Source organism: Chryseobacterium sp. BGA-UO-ETr-SB22, assembly GCF_059567885.1.
The window spans coordinates 2,941,870-2,960,795 of record NZ_JCAQOV010000005.1; the positions used below are offsets into that span (position 1 = coordinate 2,941,870).

The 18,926-nt window shown below is 32.7% G+C and carries 21 protein-coding genes; 2 read left to right on the forward strand and 19 right to left on the reverse strand.

Annotated elements, in window-relative coordinates; all coding sequences use genetic code 11:
- Window positions 1–19 precede the first annotated feature (19 nt).
- Both AC57AW_RS20665 and AC57AW_RS20670 read left to right on the forward strand, forming a co-directional pair.
- The gene (locus AC57AW_RS20665; protein ID WP_496353390.1) at window positions 20–310 is read left to right on the forward strand and encodes a YciI family protein; all 291 of its coding nucleotides are present in this window, start codon (window positions 20–22) and stop codon (window positions 308–310) included.
- A complete protein-coding gene (locus AC57AW_RS20670) occupies window positions 310–1,074 on the forward strand; it encodes an exodeoxyribonuclease III (protein ID WP_496353391.1) in 765 nt (254 codons plus the stop codon). The genes AC57AW_RS20665 and AC57AW_RS20670 overlap by 1 nt, the downstream gene beginning before the upstream one ends.
- Before the next feature lie 70 nt (window positions 1,075–1,144).
- Here the strand turns inward: AC57AW_RS20670 and AC57AW_RS20675 are convergent, their stop codons facing one another.
- The 19 genes from AC57AW_RS20675 to AC57AW_RS20765 form a co-directional block, all read right to left on the reverse strand.
- On the reverse strand, window positions 1,145–1,516 hold the full coding sequence (locus AC57AW_RS20675; protein ID WP_318846812.1) for a septal ring lytic transglycosylase RlpA family protein: 372 nt from the start codon (window positions 1,514–1,516) through the stop codon (window positions 1,145–1,147).
- A gap of 565 nt (window positions 1,517–2,081) precedes the next feature.
- Complete coding sequence (locus AC57AW_RS20680) at window positions 2,082–2,816, reverse strand: hypothetical protein (RefSeq protein WP_318846811.1); 735 nt, start codon at window positions 2,814–2,816, stop codon at window positions 2,082–2,084.
- Window positions 2,817–2,840: 24 nt separating this feature from the next.
- On the reverse strand, window positions 2,841–3,449 hold the full coding sequence (locus AC57AW_RS20685; RefSeq protein WP_496353392.1) for a phage tail-like protein: 609 nt from the start codon (window positions 3,447–3,449) through the stop codon (window positions 2,841–2,843).
- Between the two features lie 385 nt (window positions 3,450–3,834).
- On the reverse strand, window positions 3,835–5,136 hold the full coding sequence (rimO, locus tag AC57AW_RS20690; RefSeq protein ID WP_496353393.1) for a 30S ribosomal protein S12 methylthiotransferase RimO: 1,302 nt from the start codon (window positions 5,134–5,136) through the stop codon (window positions 3,835–3,837).
- Window positions 5,137–5,232: 96 nt separating this feature from the next.
- Window positions 5,233–5,778: a dTDP-4-dehydrorhamnose 3,5-epimerase gene (rfbC, locus tag AC57AW_RS20695; RefSeq protein ID WP_318846808.1), complete on the reverse strand. Its 546-nt coding sequence runs from the start codon at window positions 5,776–5,778 to the stop codon at window positions 5,233–5,235.
- Between the two features lie 19 nt (window positions 5,779–5,797).
- Window positions 5,798–6,769, reverse strand: a complete 972-nt coding sequence (locus tag AC57AW_RS20700; protein ID WP_496353394.1) for an MraY family glycosyltransferase — start codon at window positions 6,767–6,769, stop codon at window positions 5,798–5,800.
- A gap of 10 nt (window positions 6,770–6,779) precedes the next feature.
- Window positions 6,780–7,616, reverse strand: a complete 837-nt coding sequence (locus AC57AW_RS20705) for an NAD-dependent epimerase/dehydratase family protein (protein ID WP_496353395.1) — start codon at window positions 7,614–7,616, stop codon at window positions 6,780–6,782.
- Window positions 7,606–8,451, reverse strand: coding sequence for a polysaccharide deacetylase family protein (locus tag AC57AW_RS20710; protein ID WP_496353396.1), 846 nt, complete (start codon window positions 8,449–8,451; stop codon window positions 7,606–7,608). The genes AC57AW_RS20705 and AC57AW_RS20710 overlap by 11 nt, the downstream gene beginning before the upstream one ends.
- Entirely contained in the window at window positions 8,448–9,230 is a 783-nt protein-coding gene (locus AC57AW_RS20715) for a methionyl-tRNA formyltransferase (protein ID WP_496353397.1), read from the reverse strand. Before AC57AW_RS20715 ends, AC57AW_RS20710 begins: the two co-directional genes overlap by 4 nt.
- Before the next feature lie 11 nt (window positions 9,231–9,241).
- Window positions 9,242–10,486 carry a glycosyltransferase family 4 protein gene (locus tag AC57AW_RS20720; RefSeq protein WP_496353398.1) on the reverse strand — a complete coding sequence of 415 codons (1,245 nt, stop codon included), beginning with the start codon at window positions 10,484–10,486 and terminating at the stop codon, window positions 9,242–9,244.
- Window positions 10,487–10,491: 5 nt separating this feature from the next.
- Window positions 10,492–11,625 (reverse strand): non-hydrolyzing UDP-N-acetylglucosamine 2-epimerase, encoded by a 1,134-nt coding sequence (gene wecB, locus AC57AW_RS20725; protein WP_496353897.1) that lies wholly within the window; start codon window positions 11,623–11,625, stop codon window positions 10,492–10,494.
- Window positions 11,573–12,787: an O-antigen ligase family protein gene (locus tag AC57AW_RS20730; protein WP_496353399.1), complete on the reverse strand. Its 1,215-nt coding sequence runs from the start codon at window positions 12,785–12,787 to the stop codon at window positions 11,573–11,575. Before AC57AW_RS20730 ends, wecB begins: the two co-directional genes overlap by 53 nt.
- Window positions 12,788–12,789: 2 nt before the next feature.
- Complete coding sequence (locus AC57AW_RS20735; RefSeq protein WP_496353400.1) at window positions 12,790–13,908, reverse strand: polysaccharide biosynthesis C-terminal domain-containing protein; 1,119 nt, start codon at window positions 13,906–13,908, stop codon at window positions 12,790–12,792.
- Window position 13,909: 1 nt separating this feature from the next.
- Complete coding sequence (locus AC57AW_RS20740; RefSeq protein WP_496353401.1) at window positions 13,910–14,332, reverse strand: WxcM-like domain-containing protein; 423 nt, start codon at window positions 14,330–14,332, stop codon at window positions 13,910–13,912.
- A 14-nt stretch (window positions 14,333–14,346) separates the two neighbouring features.
- Window positions 14,347–15,381, reverse strand: coding sequence for a polysaccharide biosynthesis protein (locus AC57AW_RS20745; protein WP_496353898.1), 1,035 nt, complete (start codon window positions 15,379–15,381; stop codon window positions 14,347–14,349).
- Between the two features lie 99 nt (window positions 15,382–15,480).
- On the reverse strand, window positions 15,481–16,245 hold the full coding sequence (locus tag AC57AW_RS20750; RefSeq protein ID WP_496353402.1) for an AglZ/HisF2 family acetamidino modification protein: 765 nt from the start codon (window positions 16,243–16,245) through the stop codon (window positions 15,481–15,483).
- A gap of 6 nt (window positions 16,246–16,251) precedes the next feature.
- Complete coding sequence (gene hisH, locus AC57AW_RS20755) at window positions 16,252–16,866, reverse strand: imidazole glycerol phosphate synthase subunit HisH (RefSeq protein ID WP_496353403.1); 615 nt, start codon at window positions 16,864–16,866, stop codon at window positions 16,252–16,254.
- Window positions 16,863–18,008: an N-acetyl sugar amidotransferase gene (locus AC57AW_RS20760; RefSeq protein ID WP_496353404.1), complete on the reverse strand. Its 1,146-nt coding sequence runs from the start codon at window positions 18,006–18,008 to the stop codon at window positions 16,863–16,865. The genes hisH and AC57AW_RS20760 overlap by 4 nt, the downstream gene beginning before the upstream one ends.
- Window positions 18,005–18,916 carry a hypothetical protein gene (locus AC57AW_RS20765; protein WP_496353405.1) on the reverse strand — a complete coding sequence of 304 codons (912 nt, stop codon included), beginning with the start codon at window positions 18,914–18,916 and terminating at the stop codon, window positions 18,005–18,007. The genes AC57AW_RS20760 and AC57AW_RS20765 overlap by 4 nt, the downstream gene beginning before the upstream one ends.
- Window positions 18,917–18,926: the final 10 nt, after the last annotated feature.

Below are 18,926 nucleotides of genomic sequence, written 5' to 3' on the forward strand. Positions count from 1 at the left end.
TCTTCGTAAAAAATAAATCATGTTTATTATTTCGCTTACCTATAAGACTTCTATTGAAAATATAGAACGGCTTATTCCCCAGCACAACATTTTCCTTGATAAATATTATGAATCCGGGAAGTTTATCGCTTCAGGAAGAAAAGAACCCAGAACGGGAGGTGTCATCATAGCCAATGCAGAGTCTAAAAATGAAATTGAACAGATTATCTCTAAAGATCCTTTTTATATTCATCAGGTAGCAGACTATGATTTTACAGAATTTATCCCTTCGAAATACAATGAAAATTTTAAACTTTTTATAGAAGACTAATGAGATTAATCACATACAACGTCAATGGAATCAGAGCTGCTTTTACAAAAGATTTTCTGGGCTGGCTAAAGACTGCTGATCCGGATATCATCTGTATTCAGGAGAGTAAAGCCGGAAACGATCAGATAGACATCGAAAGCCTTGAAAAATTAGGTTATCACAGTTATTGGCATTCAGCGGTAAGAAAAGGCTACAGCGGGGTCGGAATTGCCTCAAAAATCAAACCCAATCATGTGGAGTATGGCTGCGGCATTGAAAGCTATGATAATGAAGGGAGAATCATCCGTGCAGATTTTGACGGATATTCCGCGATTTCCGTGTACGTTCCTTCTGCTTCCAATATTGAGAGACTGGATTTCAAAATGCAGTTCTGTCATGACTTTCTGGAGTATATCAAAAATTTAAAGAAAGAAATTCCCAATCTGATTATATCCGGTGATTTTAATATCTGTCATGAAGCGATTGATATTCACAATCCAATTGGTTTAAAGAATGTTTCAGGGTTCCTTCCTATGGAAAGAGAATGGATGACCAATTTCATGAATGAATGTGAACTGATAGACAGTTTCAGATTTTTTAATAATGATCCGGACAATTATACATGGTGGAGCTACAGGCAAAATTCCAGAGAAAGAAATAAAGGCTGGAGGCTTGATTATAACTTCACCTCTTACAGTTTAAAGGATAAGCTCTCCAGGGCTGTTATTTTAAAGGAAGCTGTACATTCTGACCATTGTCCTGCTTTATTGGAATTGGATGTATAATCAACAAGATCTAGATGCATACAAAAAGCCAGCTGATTCAGCTGGCTTTTTTTTAATTTAAATCATAAAACTAATCGACAATTTCATATTCGACCGGAATTGTACCATGACTGATATCTCCAATCTCATCGAACGCAGCTTTAGACATGTCTAAAGATCTTGATGAATGGTAAGGCCCTCTATCATTAATTCTCACTATTACCTCTTTACCATTCTTAAGGTTAGTCACCTTAACGTTTGTTCCAAATGGAAGCGTTCTGTTTGCTGCAGTAAACTTTGAGTTATCAAAGACTTCTCCGCTAGCAGTTTTTCTACCGTTAAATTTATCGTGGTAGTACGATGCATAACTTGTTTTTTTCGCATCTAAGGCATTACTCGTAAAAGAATAAACACCTAAGGTTGAAATCATCATTATGATTACGAGAATGAATCTTTTCATCATCTTGAACTTTTATTGGTTTTGACGGGACAAAAGTATCAGGAATCTTTAGAAAACACTATTCGATATGTTAAAAACAGTTAACAAAAGATTAAACAAATGTCAAACATCGTTGTAACCGCCTATGGATAGGGCTTTTAAGTTACAGTGTTAAAAAGTGTTAAAAAAAAATCTAAAAAGTTAACATAATTAACTAATGTATGCATAATTTAAATTTTCGTATTCTAAATACCTTTGATAATCAATAGATTACAAAATTCATAAAGTTAAATCAAAATCCAAAAATCAATCTTAAAAAAATTAAAGTCTTAAGAACATGATTCCTGAAAAACTTTCTGACAGAAGACATCTGCTTTTATAAAACAAGATGTCTGAACTATTTTTTAACACCTATTTATTTTGTTAAAATTTATAGACTGTTCCGTTATTCAACAAATACCAGCTTTAAGCCATTCAAAAAAATGAATAAGTGACGATCTGTTACCCGAAAAAAGAAATGAACGTAAATCTCTTAAAAAGAAAAAACCAATGATTTCTCATTGGTTTTATATGTAATTAAATAAATGTCTTATTTTAAATATTCTAATACATAATCATATGTACCGTTAGGATACACTACAGACATACTAGGAGATCCTGTAATAGCATTTCCTGGAGTTGCAACTGGATTAAAAGAATATAAACTTCTATCATAAACAGTGTTTGTACCTGCTTTATAGATTGTAATACCATACATAGTAGTCATTCCTGTAGGAGCTGGGATATTAACTGCCGTAGAAGTACCACTTGCAGTGAAAGTTCCTTTGATAGCATAAAGCTGCTTATCAACTCCCGGGCTGATATTAATTAATGTATTTGTTGTTGTTTCTGCTGTTCCGACAGTTACTTTAGGTGAAGTTGAAAGTGAAACCCATCTACCAGTAGAAGTTGCAAAACCATTTGCTGTTCCACCAGTTGGATTAGAGAAATAATAATATCCCGGAGTAACGCTTGTAGCAATACCAGAAACTGTTGTTCCAGTTCCGCTATTATAAACAATCATACCATCATAAGCTGTTGGGAAGTTATCTTCATCTGTAACAGGAGTTGCAAATGTGAAGGCTGTCAGGTTTGTTCTTGGAAAAACAAGTCCTTTCCCATCACTAGCACTATCTGTAAAACCTCCAGTACTTCCTGATGCATCAAGGAAAGCACCTTGTCCTTGTATATTTCCGCTGGCAAAACCATTTGTTCTAACCTGCGCATTCGTATATTGAAGCATTGCCACTACAGAGGCAAAAGCTAATAAAACTTTTTTATTCATAACTAAATGTGTGTAAAATTAAGATTAGTTTACAGAGTAAGACTGCCATGCAGTACCATCATAAACAAAAGCAATACCTCTACCTTGAACAGTAATAGAGTTAACAGAACTTGCATTCATTCCGGTTATACTAACAGTGGCAGTTCCTATCCTTACGATAGTAACTGTTTTACCTTTAGTAGCAGCACTTACAGGAATAGTTGCCAAGTTTACTGAACCCGCTGTATCAATAAATACATAACCATTTAAATCCGCAGCAGATAAATCTGATCCAGTTGTAGAGATTCTTACAGAAGGAGCTGCTACAGCACCACCGCCACCACCTACAGTAATCCAAGTATTGGTAGTCTGGCCATCATAGTAGTAGAACCCTACTGCTGTAACGTTTGTTGTTTTAGGAGTTGCTGTACCGTCAATCGTCGTAACGAAAGCAAGCGCTCCATTCTGAGCTGCAGTATAAGCCGCATCTTTAGCTAATAATTGAGCTCTTGTCATACGAGGGACTAATAAGGCATCAGGTCTAGCGTTGTCCGTAGTATTAGCTACTACGTCTAGCGTCGCGGCAGGTGTGGTTGTGTTAATCCCCACTCGCCCCTGCTGAGCCTTAGAAAGGGCCGAAAGGCCAACAAGCATAATTGCTGTTAATAAAAATTTTTTCATAAGTTTTTAAAGATTTTTAATTACATTTTTTTCATCAATATTTTCAAAAAGAGGAAAATACATCCCAACTTGTGAATCTCATATTGAAACTAATACATTTAATTGAATCTAGCTTCATTATTAATGATTAACTCATTGAAAGCATATAATTTAAAAACATTGCTTCTTGCGCAAATTTAAGATATAATTTTCAAATTTATATACTTTATAATAGAAAATTAAAAAATCTTAATTATGCAAAATATTAACAAATTGATTATCAATAAAATAAAAATAGACTCCCGAGAAAATTCTACGTTAATTTTTATTAATAATTTAATTTATAAATCTTATTTTTAATTGATTAGTAAGTATTTAGCTAGACTAATTCTCCGTATAAGTCAAACTCTTCTGCTGAAGTAATTTTCACCTCTGCAAATTCACCTATGGAGATATAGGTATCTTCAGCAGAAACCAAAACGGTATTGTCCACATCTGGTGAATCATACTCCGTTCTTCCTACAAAATAATTCCCTTCTTTACGGTCAAAAATACATCTGAATATCTTACCTATTTTTCCCAGGTTCTTTTCCCATGAAATCTGAGACTGTAGTTCCATGATTTCTTCTACTCTCGCCTCTTTTACTTCCTGTGGAATATCATCTTCCAATACATAAGCCGTAGTATTCTCTTCATGAGAATATGTAAAGCATCCTAATCTGTCAAACTTCTGCTCTCTTACCCAGTCTTTAAGTTCCTGGAATCTTTCTTCTGTTTCACCAGGATATCCAACAATAAGGGTTGTTCTGATTGCCATATCCGGAACTTTTTCTCTGAATTTGCCTAAAAGAGCATCTGTTTTTTCATGGGTAGTTCCTCTCTTCATTGATTTCAACAAATCGGAATTGATATGCTGAAGAGGAATATCTATATAGTTACAAACTTTAGGTTCTTCACGGATAATATCGAGAACATCTTCCGGGAAACCACTAGGAAAGGCATAATGAAGACGAATCCACTCTACTCCTTCTACCTTCACCAATTCTTTTAAAAGATCTCCTAACGCTCTTTTTTTATAAAGATCAAGACCATAGTAAGTAAGATCCTGTGCAATAAGAATTAATTCTTTTGTTCCTTTTTTCGCCAGTTTCTGAGCTTCTAAAACCAGTTTTTCGATAGGGGTAGACATATGGCCTCCTCTCATCAATGGGATCGCACAGAAAGAACATGGTCTGTCGCAACCTTCAGAAATTTTAAGGTATGCATAATGTTTTGGAGTGGTTGTAAGCCTTTCACCTACCAGTTCATGTTTATAATCTGCTCCAAGATGTTTCAGCAGCATCGGAAGGTCTCTTGTCCCAAAATATTGGTCTACATCCGGAATTTCTTTTATCAAATCCGGCTTATATCTTTCTGACAAACATCCTGTAACGAATACTTTTTCAACCTCACCTCTATTTTTAGCATCCACATAATCAAGGATGGTATTGATAGATTCTTCTTTAGCATTATCAATAAATCCGCAGGTATTGATTACAACAATGTCACCACGGTCTTCATGAACCACTTCTTTGCCGTTAGCTTTCAGCTGGCTCATTAATACTTCAGAATCATATACATTCTTGGAACACCCAAGAGTGACTACATTGATTTTCTTCTTCCCTACAGATTTTGTACGCATCGTTTTGATTTTGAGTCTGCAAAGATACAAAATATTGAAGAGTTAAGAATTAAAAAATGAAAACCACCTTATAAAAGTGGTTTTCAGTGATATATTTTAAAAGTTTTTGTCTTTAAATCCAGGAGCATTCTGGTCTTTTTCCGAAAGTATAGCATCTTTTTCATCAACTTTCCAATCAATATCAAGATCGGGATCATTGAACTTTACGCTGCCTTCTGATTCTTTGTTATAAAAATTGTCACATTTATAGGAAAATACAGCGTGAGTACTCAGTACTGCAAATCCGTGTCCAAAACCTCTCGGCACATAAAGCTGTAGTTTATTTTCTGCGGTAAGCTCTATTCCGAACCATTCTCCGAAAGTAGGAGAATCCTCTCTAAGATCTACAGCAACATCCCATACACTACCTTCCAGGCATGATACCAGTTTTGCCTGTGCGTGCTCGCCTTTCTGGAGATGCAGCCCTCTTAGTACGCCAAAAGAAGATTTGGAAATATTATCCTGTACAAAGTGACCGTTCATTCCTGTTAATTCTTCGAATTTTTTTTCGTTGAATTTTTCAAAGAAGTAGCCTCTCTCATCTTCAAATATTGTAGGCTCTATGATATAGCAATCTTTAAGCGGGGTTTCTTTAATTTTCATGATTTATTTCTAAAAAAATTTACAGATTATATTGTTTTTTAATGCTCCATTTTAATAATAGATACAGCCCTCCGATAGGCAAAAATACAATGAGAACAACTATCCATACTGGAAGAGTAGAATGTACTAAAAAAGCATTTATTACAAGTTGTAAAAAGGAATATACAAAGCTAATCAATAGATGGGAAACTTTTTTCTCATTGGCAAAAAGTTGATACAGATGTCTTCTGTGTGCTTCAAAAATATTTTCTTTTAATATAATTCTTTCAATGATCGTCAAAACGACTTCCATCCCATAAATAGATAATAACAGTATATATTTATAATCCTGAGTTTTCATGATCAATAGAGTTATAAGTCCTATTACCCAAAAACCAATTCCCATGCTTCCGACATCTCCTGCAAAACATTTTGCTTTTTTCCTAAAGTTAAAAAACAGGAATACAATACACGCCAAAGCTGCATAGTATATAAAGTTACTATCAGTAAATTGAACAACATCCTTATTGATATAAATAAGAGAACAAACTGTAACCAAACTATATAACCCTGTCATTCCATTGATTCCATCCATAAAATTATAGGCATTCAAAGTTCCCATAATCATAATAAACATTATTGGCCACACCCAAAACGGCATCAAAGCAAATGCGTTTACAAAGTATAAAAGCATAACAACAGAAATAAGCTGAATCGAAAGTCTTATTTTATTTGACAATGTTTTAATATCATCTATAAGACTAATGATACAAATGGCAAGCATTCCTAATCCAAAAGTCCAGTAATTATGAATTACTTCATTAAAATTGAACAGGCAAAAAAGTATAAAAGCAATAGGGAATATAACCCCTCCACCCCTTAAAGTAATCTGCGTATGGGCACTTCTATGGTTAGGTTTATCTATAATATTATATTTATCGGCTATCTTGAAATAAATCAATTCAGCCAGAAACAGTAATACTATTATCACTAAATAAATAAATTCATTCATCAAAATAAAATTAGTTAGTATATACAGCTGAATAAAACAACTTAGTAAACATATCCCTTACAACATTCGACTTTGAAATAGGGAATAAGCTTAGTGCAAAAAATAATGGTTTAACAATATTTTGATTGATAATCATTTGCGGTTTTTGGATTTTAAAAAATGACAACAGCTCTTCCTGTGTATAATCTTTAGAATCCTTTACAATCTTTAATGAATTCCGGCCAGCATTCATTGAGTTTATTACTTCTTTAACAACCTCATCAACATGACATAATGAATAAGTTCTTTTTTGTTTTGTAAAAAATGTAGTATTCAATATCGGAAGAAAAATTCTTTTTCCTAAATCTTTTAAATTATTTCTTGTATAAACAGGGGTTAGTCGTAAAATATGTAGTGATTTGGATTTTTTCTGGCTTAATAAATTTTCACATACCAGCTTACTTTCCCCATATTCTGTAACAGGTAACGGCTGATCATTCACCGAAATTATTTCTTTATTATTTTTAAAACTGTATACGGAAACTGAGCTTAAAAAAATAATATTTGTATTTTTTACATCAAGAAAGTTAAAAATATTTTTTGTCATCAAAACATTTGCTTCACCCACATTCATTGCATTGATCTTATTTTTGCCATGCGCTATTGCAGCAGCATGAATAATAAAATCAAACTCTTTATCTTTGAAAAAAATTTTACAGTCATTTTCATTCAAAAGGTTAAGGGCTGTGTAACCCTCTACCACAGAAGTAGAAGAAATAGCAGTAACATCAAAATTTTCTTTTAGAGCTTTATATATCTGTGAGCCTATAAATCCGCTTGCTCCTGTCAAAAGCAGTTTAGCCTTCATTTTTAATAATTTGGTTAAATGTAACAAACTTATAGTTATTCTCTTTCAATAATTTAATGAGTTTATGCATTTTATTTTCAACACTCTTCCTTCCTTGAGTAAATCTGATTTTTGTTTTAAAATCTGTATTTTCCGGAACAGTAATATTATAATTTTTAGAAAACTCAAAAGGGTGAATATAAAAGAAATAATGCTGATTTTTTTTAAAATATTTCTTCAAAAGCATTTTCGTAACAATCCAAGGAAAGATCCTTAAATATCCTCCCCCTGAAACCGGCAAGTTCTTCCCTAATACTTCTACAGTAGAAGCTTCAAATTCATAAAATGATTCTTTCTTATATATTGCTGGACTGAATTCCTCAAAATCATCAAGATTAATGCTTCCATATAAGTCATGTGCATCAAATTTTATTTTGCTGGAATCAAATGAAAATCCTAATTCTCTTAAAATCTCTAATCGTGGTCTATCTAAGCTAAAACATGGAGCTCTGTATCCATCCACTTCAAGACCAGTAAATTCTCTAAATGACTTGATCCCGTCAATTGTATCTTTCCTAAACTCATCAAGACTAAGCTGAAGAGGTCTTTTGTGAGCATATGAATGCAGACAAATTTCGTGACCTTTAGATTTTATGTATTTAATCTTATCTTTTAAAACTTCTACAAGTTCTCCCACAATAAAAAAGGTAGTTTTAATATCATATTGATCCAAAATATCCAAATAAATATCTAATCCATCTAAAGTAGACTGGCTTAACTCACATTCATCTTTTGTAAAATAGTCCAGATGGTACCAATCTTCCACATCCATACTAAGCACGGCATATTTATTCATATTAATTTTCCTCCGTTTTTGGTAAAGTCTTGAAATTGGTCAACCGTAGGCCAGGTAAAATAGCTCCCTTTCTCTGCAAAATTCTCTTTAATTGTAATATTAGAATTTTGAATATCACGAATAGTTTCACACATGATGTTCCCACCAATTTCTTTGCTTTTTAAAATTAGGGAAAACATTGTTTCATTCTGAGAAATCTGGATTTCTTGTTGATTCAGAATTGCTCCGTTATCAATTTTTGAATCCATATAATGTACTGTAGCTCCCGTTGTTTTTTCTTTTTTATATAGTGTCCAAAAACTGGGCATTACTCCTGCATAATGAGGTAAATATGAACAATGCAAATTGATACATCCATGTTTGGGAATCTTCAATAAAGGCTCTTTAAATACTACAGGTGCAGAGTAGGATACAATAAGATCTGGCTGCAAAGCTCTTACTTCTTCTAAAAATTCTACTGAATTGGGATTTTTGATTCTTTCAAATTTTATATTATATCTCTCCGAAACAGCTTTTAGACTTTTGGGTTTAATATCAAGCTTGTAAGATGTAATGATATCTATACTGTTCAGAACCTTGGCTGAAATTACTTTCAGTCCCATTTTTATAGTCTGCAATAATCCAAATCCTTTAATAAAATATGATTTCTTGTTAACAAGACTATAATTAGAATCAATATCTATTACTTTTAAAAGTTCCACATTTTCTAAATGCAGAATCTTTTCAATATTTTTGGGAACAACAAAGGAGTCTTCCTGAGTTATAATAATTATTTTCATCGTTGTTTTTATTAGCTATTTATCACATTATTTATGTGTTTATAATACTTTTCAGTAACTTTTTCTTTAGTATAATCTTTTTGCACCATATCAAATCCTTTCTCCCCCATTTGCTTCAGTCTATCTTTATGATTCAATGCTTCCTGCAGTGCAGTAAATAATTCTTCATTGACGTTATTAGACGAATTTTCAATCAAAAACGCAGCACCTGTATTTTCCAGCAGGTCATAAAGAGGTGTATTCTTATTACTGATTACCAGTAAAGGTTTTTTACAAGCCATAATTGTATAGACTTTGGAGGGAAGACCATCTTTTTCCAGTTTTTTATTCATAAAAATAAAGTGCAGGTCTGCATAATTAATCATGTGAGATATAGTTTCTCTTGCCTGATAATCAACTAAACTTATATTATTCAGCTGATGTGCGTCAATTTGTGTTTTAAGCCATGATTTGCAGGCACCGTCACCAATAACAAAATAACTGACAGGCATTCCTTTTGTTTTTTTTGCAACCTCTATAAGTGGATTCCAATCCTGAGCAAAACCAATATTACCAGCATACATTACTTTCAAATTATCATTAGCAGGAAATAACTGGGCATTAACTACCGGACGATCTATTGGATAGTAAAGTTCTGTATCTACAAAATTAGCAATAATCTCAATTTTATCAGGGTTTTCAATTCTTGGAATCAATGTGTTTTTAAAATTCTGATCTATTGTTACTAATGAATCTGAATGTTTGTAAACAAATTTTTCAAGTTTTTTAAGAATATTTAAAACGAATTGAGATTTCATTTTGCCCTGATTCACAAAAAAATCAGGATAAATTTCCTGCACATTATAAATAAACTTCGCCTTTTTTAGTTTTGCCAGTGCAATAGATACTAATGCAATAGTAAGAGGTGGTGAAGGACTGATAATAACATCAACATTCTTAATTTTCATTCCCAAAAAAAACGATAACAAATGCCAGTAAATCATAATAAAGCCTCTTAAAAGAACACTTTCATATTTCTTCTGAGGTACATGATATACTTTGATGCCTTTATAATTACTAGAATAATAAAGTCCTAGAAATCTTTTTTTGAATTTTGTTTTACTCTGATCAACTTTGTTATAATGTGGCATTGTTGAAAGAACTTCTACTTCAAAGCCGTTCTTTTTTAAATTATATGCAATGTCATTATAAAGATAAGCGGTAGAAACGGCATCAGGAGCAAAAACAATACTGTGGATGAGTACTTTTTTAGCCATTATTTCTATTTTCTCCAGACTACTCTGTTTACATAATCCGTATAACTAAGAATAATTCTCACCATCTTCTCAGAAACATTTGGCATAGAATAATCTGATACCGGTCTATAATTTCTTTCTTTCCCTATTTTCTGTTGCTGAAGTTGAACCAATCCCTGTAAAATTCTTTCAGGAGATAAGCCTACCATCATTACTGATGCTTCTTCCATAGCTTCAGGTCTTTCGTGAGCTTCTCTGATGTTTAGGGCTCTGAAATTAAGAATTGACGATTCCTCTGAAATAGTACCTGAATCTGATAATACGGCATAGCTTCTCATTTGAAGTGCATTATAATCATGGAAACCCAAAGGTTTTAAAAATTGTATTTCAGGTCTTACAGAAATCTTCATTTTATCAATCATGTTTCTTGTTCTAGGATGAGTAGAAACAATAATTGGATATTCGAATTTTTCTGCAATTGCATTAAGACTTTCCATTAATCCCAGAAAATTCTTTTCAGAATTAATATTTTCTTCTCTATGGGATGAAATGACAAAATATTTTCCTTCTTCCAGATTTAACCTCTGCAGAACATCTGAACTGGTAATCTGAGGCAGATAATGATTTAAGACCTCAAACATTGGTGATCCTGTTTTAATAATTCTATCTGCAGGCAGCCCTTCTTTCAATAAATATTCACGTGCTATATCCGAATAGGTCAGATTAATATCTGAAGTGTGATCAACAATTTTACGATTGGTTTCTTCTGGCACACGCTGATCAAAACATCTGTTTCCCGCTTCCATATGGAAAATAGGAATCTGTCTTTTTTTTGCTGGGATGGCACAGAGGCAGGAATTGGTATCTCCTAAAACCAGAAAAGCATCAGGCTGCAATTGTTCCAAAACCGGATCAATCTTAATAAGAATATTCCCAACGGTCTCTGTAGCCGATTTTCCCGCTGCCTCTAGAAAGTAATCCGGCTTTCTTAATCCAAGATCTTCAAAGAAAATCTGGTTAAGTTCATAATCGTAATTCTGTCCTGTATGGACAATAATATGTTCTACAGCCTCGGATGCATCCAGTGCTGATAATACTCTTGATAATCTAATGATTTCCGGCCGTGTTCCCACGACAGTCATTACTTTTAATTTTTTCATCATGACAAAATAAAATTATTGATATAAATACTGTTGAAAAAGTCCAGAATTCCATGTTCGCAAATAGACTGTAAGAAGTCAGGACAAGAACAAAATATTGTATAAAAAACAAAATAAATGGTAAGTAGTATGTATTCTTACTAATAAATTTCATCCTAAACTTCCATATATCTTTAAAATAAGAAAAGAACAAAATGATTCCAACAAGTCCCATACTCATAAGAACTTCTATAAAAACATTATGCGGATACATACCATCTTCAAATAAAATACGTCCTCCAAAAGGTATATTATTTTTAAAAATATCCCAACCTTTTGTTAAGTAATAAAATCTTCCGGATCCATCCCCTTCAAAAATAGCATTATACATTCTGGCAACAAATTCAAATTCGGCAAAATTTGTCTTATTCAAAATATAAATCCCTAAAATAAAAAGAAGTGCTGAAAGCATTAATGCCATCCAGTATTTTAATTTATTAATATATAATAATACTATAAATAAAATAATAAAAGCTGCTAACATGGGGCTTCTTGCGGAAGAACTAAATATAGTAAAAGCACCAATAAGTATCCCTAAAATCGATTTAATTTTTTGTGGTGACACAAAATAACAGTAGACTGATATTATCAGTAAAGACAAACCATAATGCCCAGTGCTAATATAGTATCCCGCAAATATTCCACTCGATTTTTCAAAAGCCTGAAAGACAAATATGGTATATAAACAGCTTATTCCTAAAATAATTAATAAAAAATTAAATATTAAGCTATTTAGCTTTGTTACAAGTTCTTTTGAAAAATTAATACTCAAAACAGCTATATAAGGTATTAAATTCAAACAAATAATTCTTATATAAATTTGTTGTTCGTTATTTAATACTTTCTGCAGGTAAGCATCTGTTTTAAAGCTACAAATAGCTTTCACAAAATAAAATACCCAAAAAAGAATAGTAAAAATAACTGTTGTTTTTCTTTTCTTTATCGTGTCAAAGTTAGTGTAGATTATGTAAAAACTTATCAACAACATAACAACACGAAAAGGAACCGAAAAGAGTGTATTCGGGGCATTAAAAGGAACTGCGAGTGAGTAGAAAAAGATATACCCAAAAGTCAGAAAAAAAATAAAAATATACTCAATATAATTTTTATTTACCGTTATCATATTCAGACAGTTAAAAAGTAAGTATCCGCATCTTCGGGATTAAAAGGTTCATTGATCCAAAAAATTGTATACAATTCTTCTTCTCCAATATTCTTAATGTTATGGGTGTACCAGATAGGCATATCTACATAAGCAGGTTCATTACCATCCAGATAGAAATCCAGCACTTCATCTGTATCTATTTTCCTTAGCTGTATCAAAGCCTTTCCTTTAATGACCGCAAATCTTTCTATTTTTCTGGTATGAAAGTGGTTTCCTCTAGTGATTCCGGGCACTGTTGTAGAGAAGGAACACTGTCCGCCAATTCCTAAACGAATAACTTCCACAAAAGCCCCTCTGGGGTCTGTATGCTGAGTAAACTTTACAGGATAATGATCTTTGAGTTCAAAATAACTTCTGAAAGTATTGAACAGATCTAAATCAAATTTGCTTTTCAATTCCGGAATTTCCCCATTATCGAAATAAAGTTTTTTGTAGCTTTCTAGTTTTTCCAGAACTTCCGAAACTTTATTTACAGAAGTAAAAGAAACTTCATACAATTCTTTAGTTTCTCCTGTCTGTATAGTATCTATAATTTCCTGAACAAGCTCTCCTACATAAATAAGTCTGACTTCTCCATCATTATCAATAACCGGAACTTCTCCATGAGTAAGTTTATGACAGAAAGTTGCTATAAAAGAATTATAATTAGGCTTACCAAAAGGTCCAAAAACATTTGGAATGATCATCCCGGTAAAAGTTCCTCCATTTTCTTTTGCCCAATTTGAAAAAAGTTCTCTCCCTTCTTTTTTGGACCTTCCATATAGATTATCTTTTTCTTCCTGAGAGGAAGACGAAAACAGAACATGAGCTTTTGATCCGGTTCTCTCTAAAGAAGCAATCAATTCTTTAACTAAATTGATATTATTTTCAAAAATAACCTGTGGGTCCGAATGACGATTCATAGCCGCTAAATGTACAATGACATCACATTGTTCCACAAAATGATCTAACTGCTCGGAACTATTGAAAAATTCTTTTTTAAATTCAATTCTTTCGAATTCTTCCGGCTTTAGTCCTAAAGTATTATATAAATGAGATCCTACAAACCCATTCTGTCCCGTAATTCCTATTCTTTTCATTTTATAAATTTTCGAAATAATCTATAGGAAAACGATAATCATCATCTATTTCTCCTAAAGAATAATTTGCCATTACTAATAATTTTGAAGCCTTTTCTCCAGCCTGAATAGCACTTGCATAACCTTCAGGAACATGGAGCACATCCATTTTGTGGGTGTCTAAATGATATTCTAGAATATCTAATCCTTTGGATGGGGCAGACCAGTCATCAATTTTGATCAACCTTATAATAAAACTTCCTAATAAAGCTGAAAACCAACGCTGTTCAGTTTTATGTCCTGTCCATCCTCTGATAAACTGCAGATCTGCATTTTCTATACAGTAAACTCTTTTAATTTCAGATGCATTAAAGTTATTATTAAAAAAAAGACTTCCTCTTTCATCCGAAAATTTCCCTCCTTTGAAAACCTCAGGTAAATTCATTAGATATTATATTTTTAATCGGGATATTGTAATAAATCTTCTCCTAAAACTTCTTTTCGGATCAGAGGTAATTTTAATAATAGATTTTTCATTCCTTCCACATCCTGCTGCTCTGTATTATGGGAATGATAATCTTCTATTTTCGAAACATCCTCCACTCCTTCAGAAAAAAACTGTGCATAGTTCAAGTCTCTGTTATCGGCAGGAATTCTATAGAAACCTCCCATATCTTCGGCTTTTAACATTTCTTCACGAGTACATAGTGTTTCATATAACTTTTCACCATGTCTTGTTCCTATTATTTTAATTTCATTTTCGGCCTTAAACATTTCTTTTAAGGCTTGTGCCAAATCACCTATAGTTCCTGCCGGAGCTTTGTTAACAAATAAGTCTCCGGAGTTTCCGTGTTCAAATGCAAATAATACAAGTTCTACAGCCTCTTCAAGAGACATCAAAAATCTGGTCATATTAGGATCCGTAATTGTTATTGGCTCTCCGCTTTTGATTTGTTTGATAAACAAAGGAATCACAGATCCTCTTGAAGCCATTACATTTCCGTATCTCGTAAGACAAACTACAGTTTCTTCCAGATTTCTTGATGCGGCTACAGCAACTTTTTCCATCATAGCTTTGGAAATCCCCATTGCATTAATAGGATAGGCAGCTTTATCTGTACTTAAGCAGATAACTTTTTTAACTTTATTTCTGGCAGCTGCATCAATAACATTTTGTGTTCCTTCTACATTTGTTTTTACAGCCTGCATTGGAAAAAATTCACATGATGGAACTTGTTTCAGTGCTGCGGCATGAAAAATATAGTCCACACCTCTCGTTGCAGGTTCAATACTATTATAATCTCTTACATCTCCTATATAAAATTTCAGTTTATCATTTTTAAACTGATTTCTCATATCATCCTGCTTTTTCTCATCACGAGAAAAAATTCTGATCTCCTTGAAGTGATCTGTATTTATGAATTTTCTTAAAACAGCTGTACCAAATGAACCTGTTCCACCTGTGATAAGAAGTATTTTATCTTTTATATGCATAGTAATATTTTTTTTCTTTATCATATTTTATAATTCTTAAGAAAGCTTTTCGGAAAAAATAAACTTCAATCTTAAAAAGAATTATCTCCTATCATAAAATTATTTGTGTCTTAATTTTTCTTTTTCATCAAAGGAGGGGTAATTGATTAATACAGCTTTGTAAATTCCTTTAAACACGAATAAACTGCCTGCAGCAACACCAATAATCCCATGCTTATCTATTACCTCCTTGATATCATTCAATGAGCCAGCTCCTCCTAAAACTGTAAGAGGCAATGAAATCTTCTCTCTTACCTTATCTATTAATCCCATATCATATCCTTTCATGACACCATCCTGATCAATTGAATTGATAATAATTTCTCCTGCACCTAATTTCTGAGCTTCTTCTGCAAATTTAAAAGGATTAATTCCTGTGGATTTTTTACCATTATGAGTATAAACCTCATATCCACCAAATATTTTTTTCTTTACATCCAAAACAACAATAACACTTTGTGCCCCTACTCTTTCTGCAATTTGAGTAATTAGCTGAGGATTTTGAAGAACAGCAGATGAGAGAGCAATTTTCTCTATTCCAAGACCAAAAATTTTCTGGGCCTGTTCTACAGTTCTTACTCCTCCTCCGTAGCAAAGAGGCATTCTGGATTGATTGGCAATTCTTTCAATCAAACTATAGTTAGGTTCCAATCCTTTGACAGTGGCATCTATGTCAAATATAGCAAGCTCATCAACTTCTTTTTCATTGAAAATTCTTACCGCATTGATAGGATCTCCTACATATTTAGGATTCTTAAAATTGACTGTTTTTACCAATCCGTTATCTTGTATCAGAAGAGAAGGTATAATTCTGGGTCTTAACATAGACTCTTAAAGTTTTGCAAAATTGTGTAATAAAATCTCACCATAGTGGTGACTTTTTTCCGGATGAAATTGTATTCCGTATTTATTTTCATGATGGGCAGCAGAGGCAAATTCTCCTCCATATTCCGTAACTGCCATGATATCTTCATTATTATTACATTCAAAATAATAAGTATGAAGGAAATAAAAAATTGAATTATCTTGTAATCCTTCAAATAATCCTACATCTTTCACAGGTTTCACATCATTCCAGCCCATATGAGGTAATCTGGTTACCTGCTGAATTTTAGTTTCGTCAAATTTCTTAACAGTAGCATCAATCCATTTAAGACCTTCCATGATTCCTTCATCACTTTTGTTAGCCATCATCTGCATTCCTACACAGATACCAATAACAGGTACTTTTTGGTTGAGCACTAAATCGTCAAGCTTCTCTCTCATTCCCGAATTATTCAGCTGAGTCATAGCATGATCAAAATGCCCTACTCCAGGTAAGATCAATTTTTGTGCTCCTTCCAAATCTTCTTTTGTTTTGGCAATTTTAACTGGCACATTTACTCTTTTATAAACATTTACAAAAGCATTAATGTTTCCTACACCGTAGTCAATAATTGTTATCATCTGAATAATCTCTTTTCTAAACCTAACTTTTGCATAGTCTGAGCACCAAATTTAATAATACCCATTTTATTTTTATAGTCTTTATATGTCTTATTTTCGCCTTCGAAAATCTGTTGTAGCTCTTCTTTTGTAAGGTCTAACTTGTTGGCAACATATTCAAACTCTTTCTGTAAGAATTCTTCTGAAAGTTCAGGCTTTGATACTCTGTCTAAAGCCTCTTCTCTGGTCATCTGCCCGGTAAGAATAAGCGAAGAAAAATGTGCTTTTCTTTTTTGGTAACCAAATTTTCTTGGTAACCAATAGTCTTCATAAAAACGGGTAAATCTTGATTCATGATGTTTATGTTGGAAAGGCTCCCAACCAAACTTTTCTACCAAAAGAGATTCTGCTTCCTTTTTATCAAATGGAACAAGATTCAGAGGTTTGAATACCTCCATCCCGTATACATATTTGTAAAGGATTTTATAGGAAAGAATATCAACTATCGGAAATGTTTTAAGAGGTCTTTTACCAAACTTAGAATGAATATCTTTTACTAAGGTAGAGTCAATCCCAGGAAAACCTCCCCATTCCTCAGGCTCTCGGCAGCATTCGGTAGAAAAATTACTTCCTGTAAGCACATAATTGATTTTATTTTTCTTTGCAAATTTATACAATGCAGAAAAGAAAGCATAATCCTGTGGTAAATCCTGATCTGAGATTTGAGACTTCAAAAATGCGACCTGCAGGTCTTTCATTTCTTCCCAATTGATTACTTCTGTGTATAAATCCAGATTCAGACCATTGATCAGTTTTTCAATATTACCTACTGCTTTATCTGTATTCCATCCAGCATCAACGTGAAAAATCAAGGGACGGATTCCCATAATTTCTTTTGCGATATAAGCTGCATAAGAGCTGTCTAATCCTCCACTTAAACCGATAATACAATCAAAATCTTTATTTTTAGATGTTTTTTTTATTTTATCAGCAATTTTCATCAATTCATCATATCCCTGCTTATCTGTATGCCAATTGGGTTCTATATTTTCTTTAAAATTAGTATAATAATCACTTTCCCCTTTTTCATTAAAAATGATATTAGGGTCTGTGGTGTCCATTATAGTTTTAGTACAGATTTGATATGGTCTATTATTCATCATTTTTTACTTTGTAAAACGTCTTTTATTATCTTTGCTTTCCTTATTATCGATTCATCATTATGAGAAATAAAATTATCGAGGGTTCCTTTAAATTCTCTTCTCATATTTTCAGCCTCAGGTCTTTCATAAAAATAGGCATCAGCCCCCCACCACAAAATTCCATCCACAAATTTACCATTTACATTTTGACTTGCAACTGTTTCCATCTGTTCCTTCCATATCTTATCTGAGATTTCTTTCATTCCATCCTTTTCATTACTGTTATGGTATCTATGCCACATAAAAAGGTAAATGGGCTTTTTATAGGTAATTCCTAATTTTATAAGTCCACTTAGGTTATTTTCCAAATAATTACCATTAGCAAGAACTGCTGCGGGATTACTATAAAAGGTATATAGTGATGGAAAAAAAACGTCACATTCTTTTAATAAGGGTGAAAATTTGTTTTGTTCGTCAAAAAACTCTTTATTGGCTCCCCAAACACTTGCAAATGGAAATCCATAAAATCCCCACTTTATATTTGGTCTTGCTTTTTTTGCATATTTTAATACTTCAAGGCAATAGTTCATCCCTTTTGCAGCAAGATCTTTATCTTTACCATTCATATCCTCAAATGGCATTTCCAGGTCTATATAAACAATCCCTTTTGCATTTTTATCGGGTACTCCCCTATTGATTTCTTTTTCTAATAAGTCTTTGTTCAGATAATACTTATCTCCGGTTCTGGAAATAAACTGTCCTTCATCTAAAAAACCTGCTTCAACAGCTCCTATCTGTTTTAAATAATTATCAGCCTTATTTCCCATTTTACCTAATGAGTAATAGAACTTTGTCTGGTTATTTTTAACTTGTGAAGTTGATGTACAAGCCATCAACAGTAAAAATAATGATGGTAATAAACTTTTCATGATTTTCTGT

Coding starts and splice junctions, on each gene's coding strand:
- AC57AW_RS20665 (WP_496353390.1), top strand. CDS start 20: ATGTTTATTATTTCGCTTACCTATAAGACTTCTATTGAAAATATAGAA.
- AC57AW_RS20670 (WP_496353391.1), top strand. CDS start 310: ATGAGATTAATCACATACAACGTCAATGGAATCAGAGCTGCTTTTACA.
- AC57AW_RS20675 (WP_318846812.1), bottom strand. CDS start 1,516: ATGATGAAAAGATTCATTCTCGTAATCATAATGATGATTTCAACCTTA.
- AC57AW_RS20680 (WP_318846811.1), bottom strand. CDS start 2,816: ATGAATAAAAAAGTTTTATTAGCTTTTGCCTCTGTAGTGGCAATGCTT.
- AC57AW_RS20685 (WP_496353392.1), bottom strand. CDS start 3,449: ATGCTTGTTGGCCTTTCGGCCCTTTCTAAGGCTCAGCAGGGGCGAGTG.
- rimO (WP_496353393.1), bottom strand. CDS start 5,136: ATGCGTACAAAATCTGTAGGGAAGAAGAAAATCAATGTAGTCACTCTT.
- rfbC (WP_318846808.1), bottom strand. CDS start 5,778: ATGAAAATTAAAGAAACCCCGCTTAAAGATTGCTATATCATAGAGCCT.
- AC57AW_RS20700 (WP_496353394.1), bottom strand. CDS start 6,769: ATGAATGAATTTATTTATTTAGTGATAATAGTATTACTGTTTCTGGCT.
- AC57AW_RS20705 (WP_496353395.1), bottom strand. CDS start 7,616: ATGAAGGCTAAACTGCTTTTGACAGGAGCAAGCGGATTTATAGGCTCA.
- AC57AW_RS20710 (WP_496353396.1), bottom strand. CDS start 8,451: ATGAATAAATATGCCGTGCTTAGTATGGATGTGGAAGATTGGTACCAT.
- AC57AW_RS20715 (WP_496353397.1), bottom strand. CDS start 9,230: ATGAAAATAATTATTATAACTCAGGAAGACTCCTTTGTTGTTCCCAAA.
- AC57AW_RS20720 (WP_496353398.1), bottom strand. CDS start 10,486: ATGGCTAAAAAAGTACTCATCCACAGTATTGTTTTTGCTCCTGATGCC.
- wecB (WP_496353897.1), bottom strand. CDS start 11,625: ATGAAAAAATTAAAAGTAATGACTGTCGTGGGAACACGGCCGGAAATC.
- AC57AW_RS20730 (WP_496353399.1), bottom strand. CDS start 12,787: ATGATAACGGTAAATAAAAATTATATTGAGTATATTTTTATTTTTTTT.
- AC57AW_RS20735 (WP_496353400.1), bottom strand. CDS start 13,908: ATGAAAAGAATAGGAATTACGGGACAGAATGGGTTTGTAGGATCTCAT.
- AC57AW_RS20740 (WP_496353401.1), bottom strand. CDS start 14,332: ATGAATTTACCTGAGGTTTTCAAAGGAGGGAAATTTTCGGATGAAAGA.
- AC57AW_RS20745 (WP_496353898.1), bottom strand. CDS start 15,381: ATGCATATAAAAGATAAAATACTTCTTATCACAGGTGGAACAGGTTCA.
- AC57AW_RS20750 (WP_496353402.1), bottom strand. CDS start 16,245: ATGTTAAGACCCAGAATTATACCTTCTCTTCTGATACAAGATAACGGA.
- hisH (WP_496353403.1), bottom strand. CDS start 16,866: ATGATAACAATTATTGACTACGGTGTAGGAAACATTAATGCTTTTGTA.
- AC57AW_RS20760 (WP_496353404.1), bottom strand. CDS start 18,008: ATGATGAATAATAGACCATATCAAATCTGTACTAAAACTATAATGGAC.
- AC57AW_RS20765 (WP_496353405.1), bottom strand. CDS start 18,916: ATGAAAAGTTTATTACCATCATTATTTTTACTGTTGATGGCTTGTACA.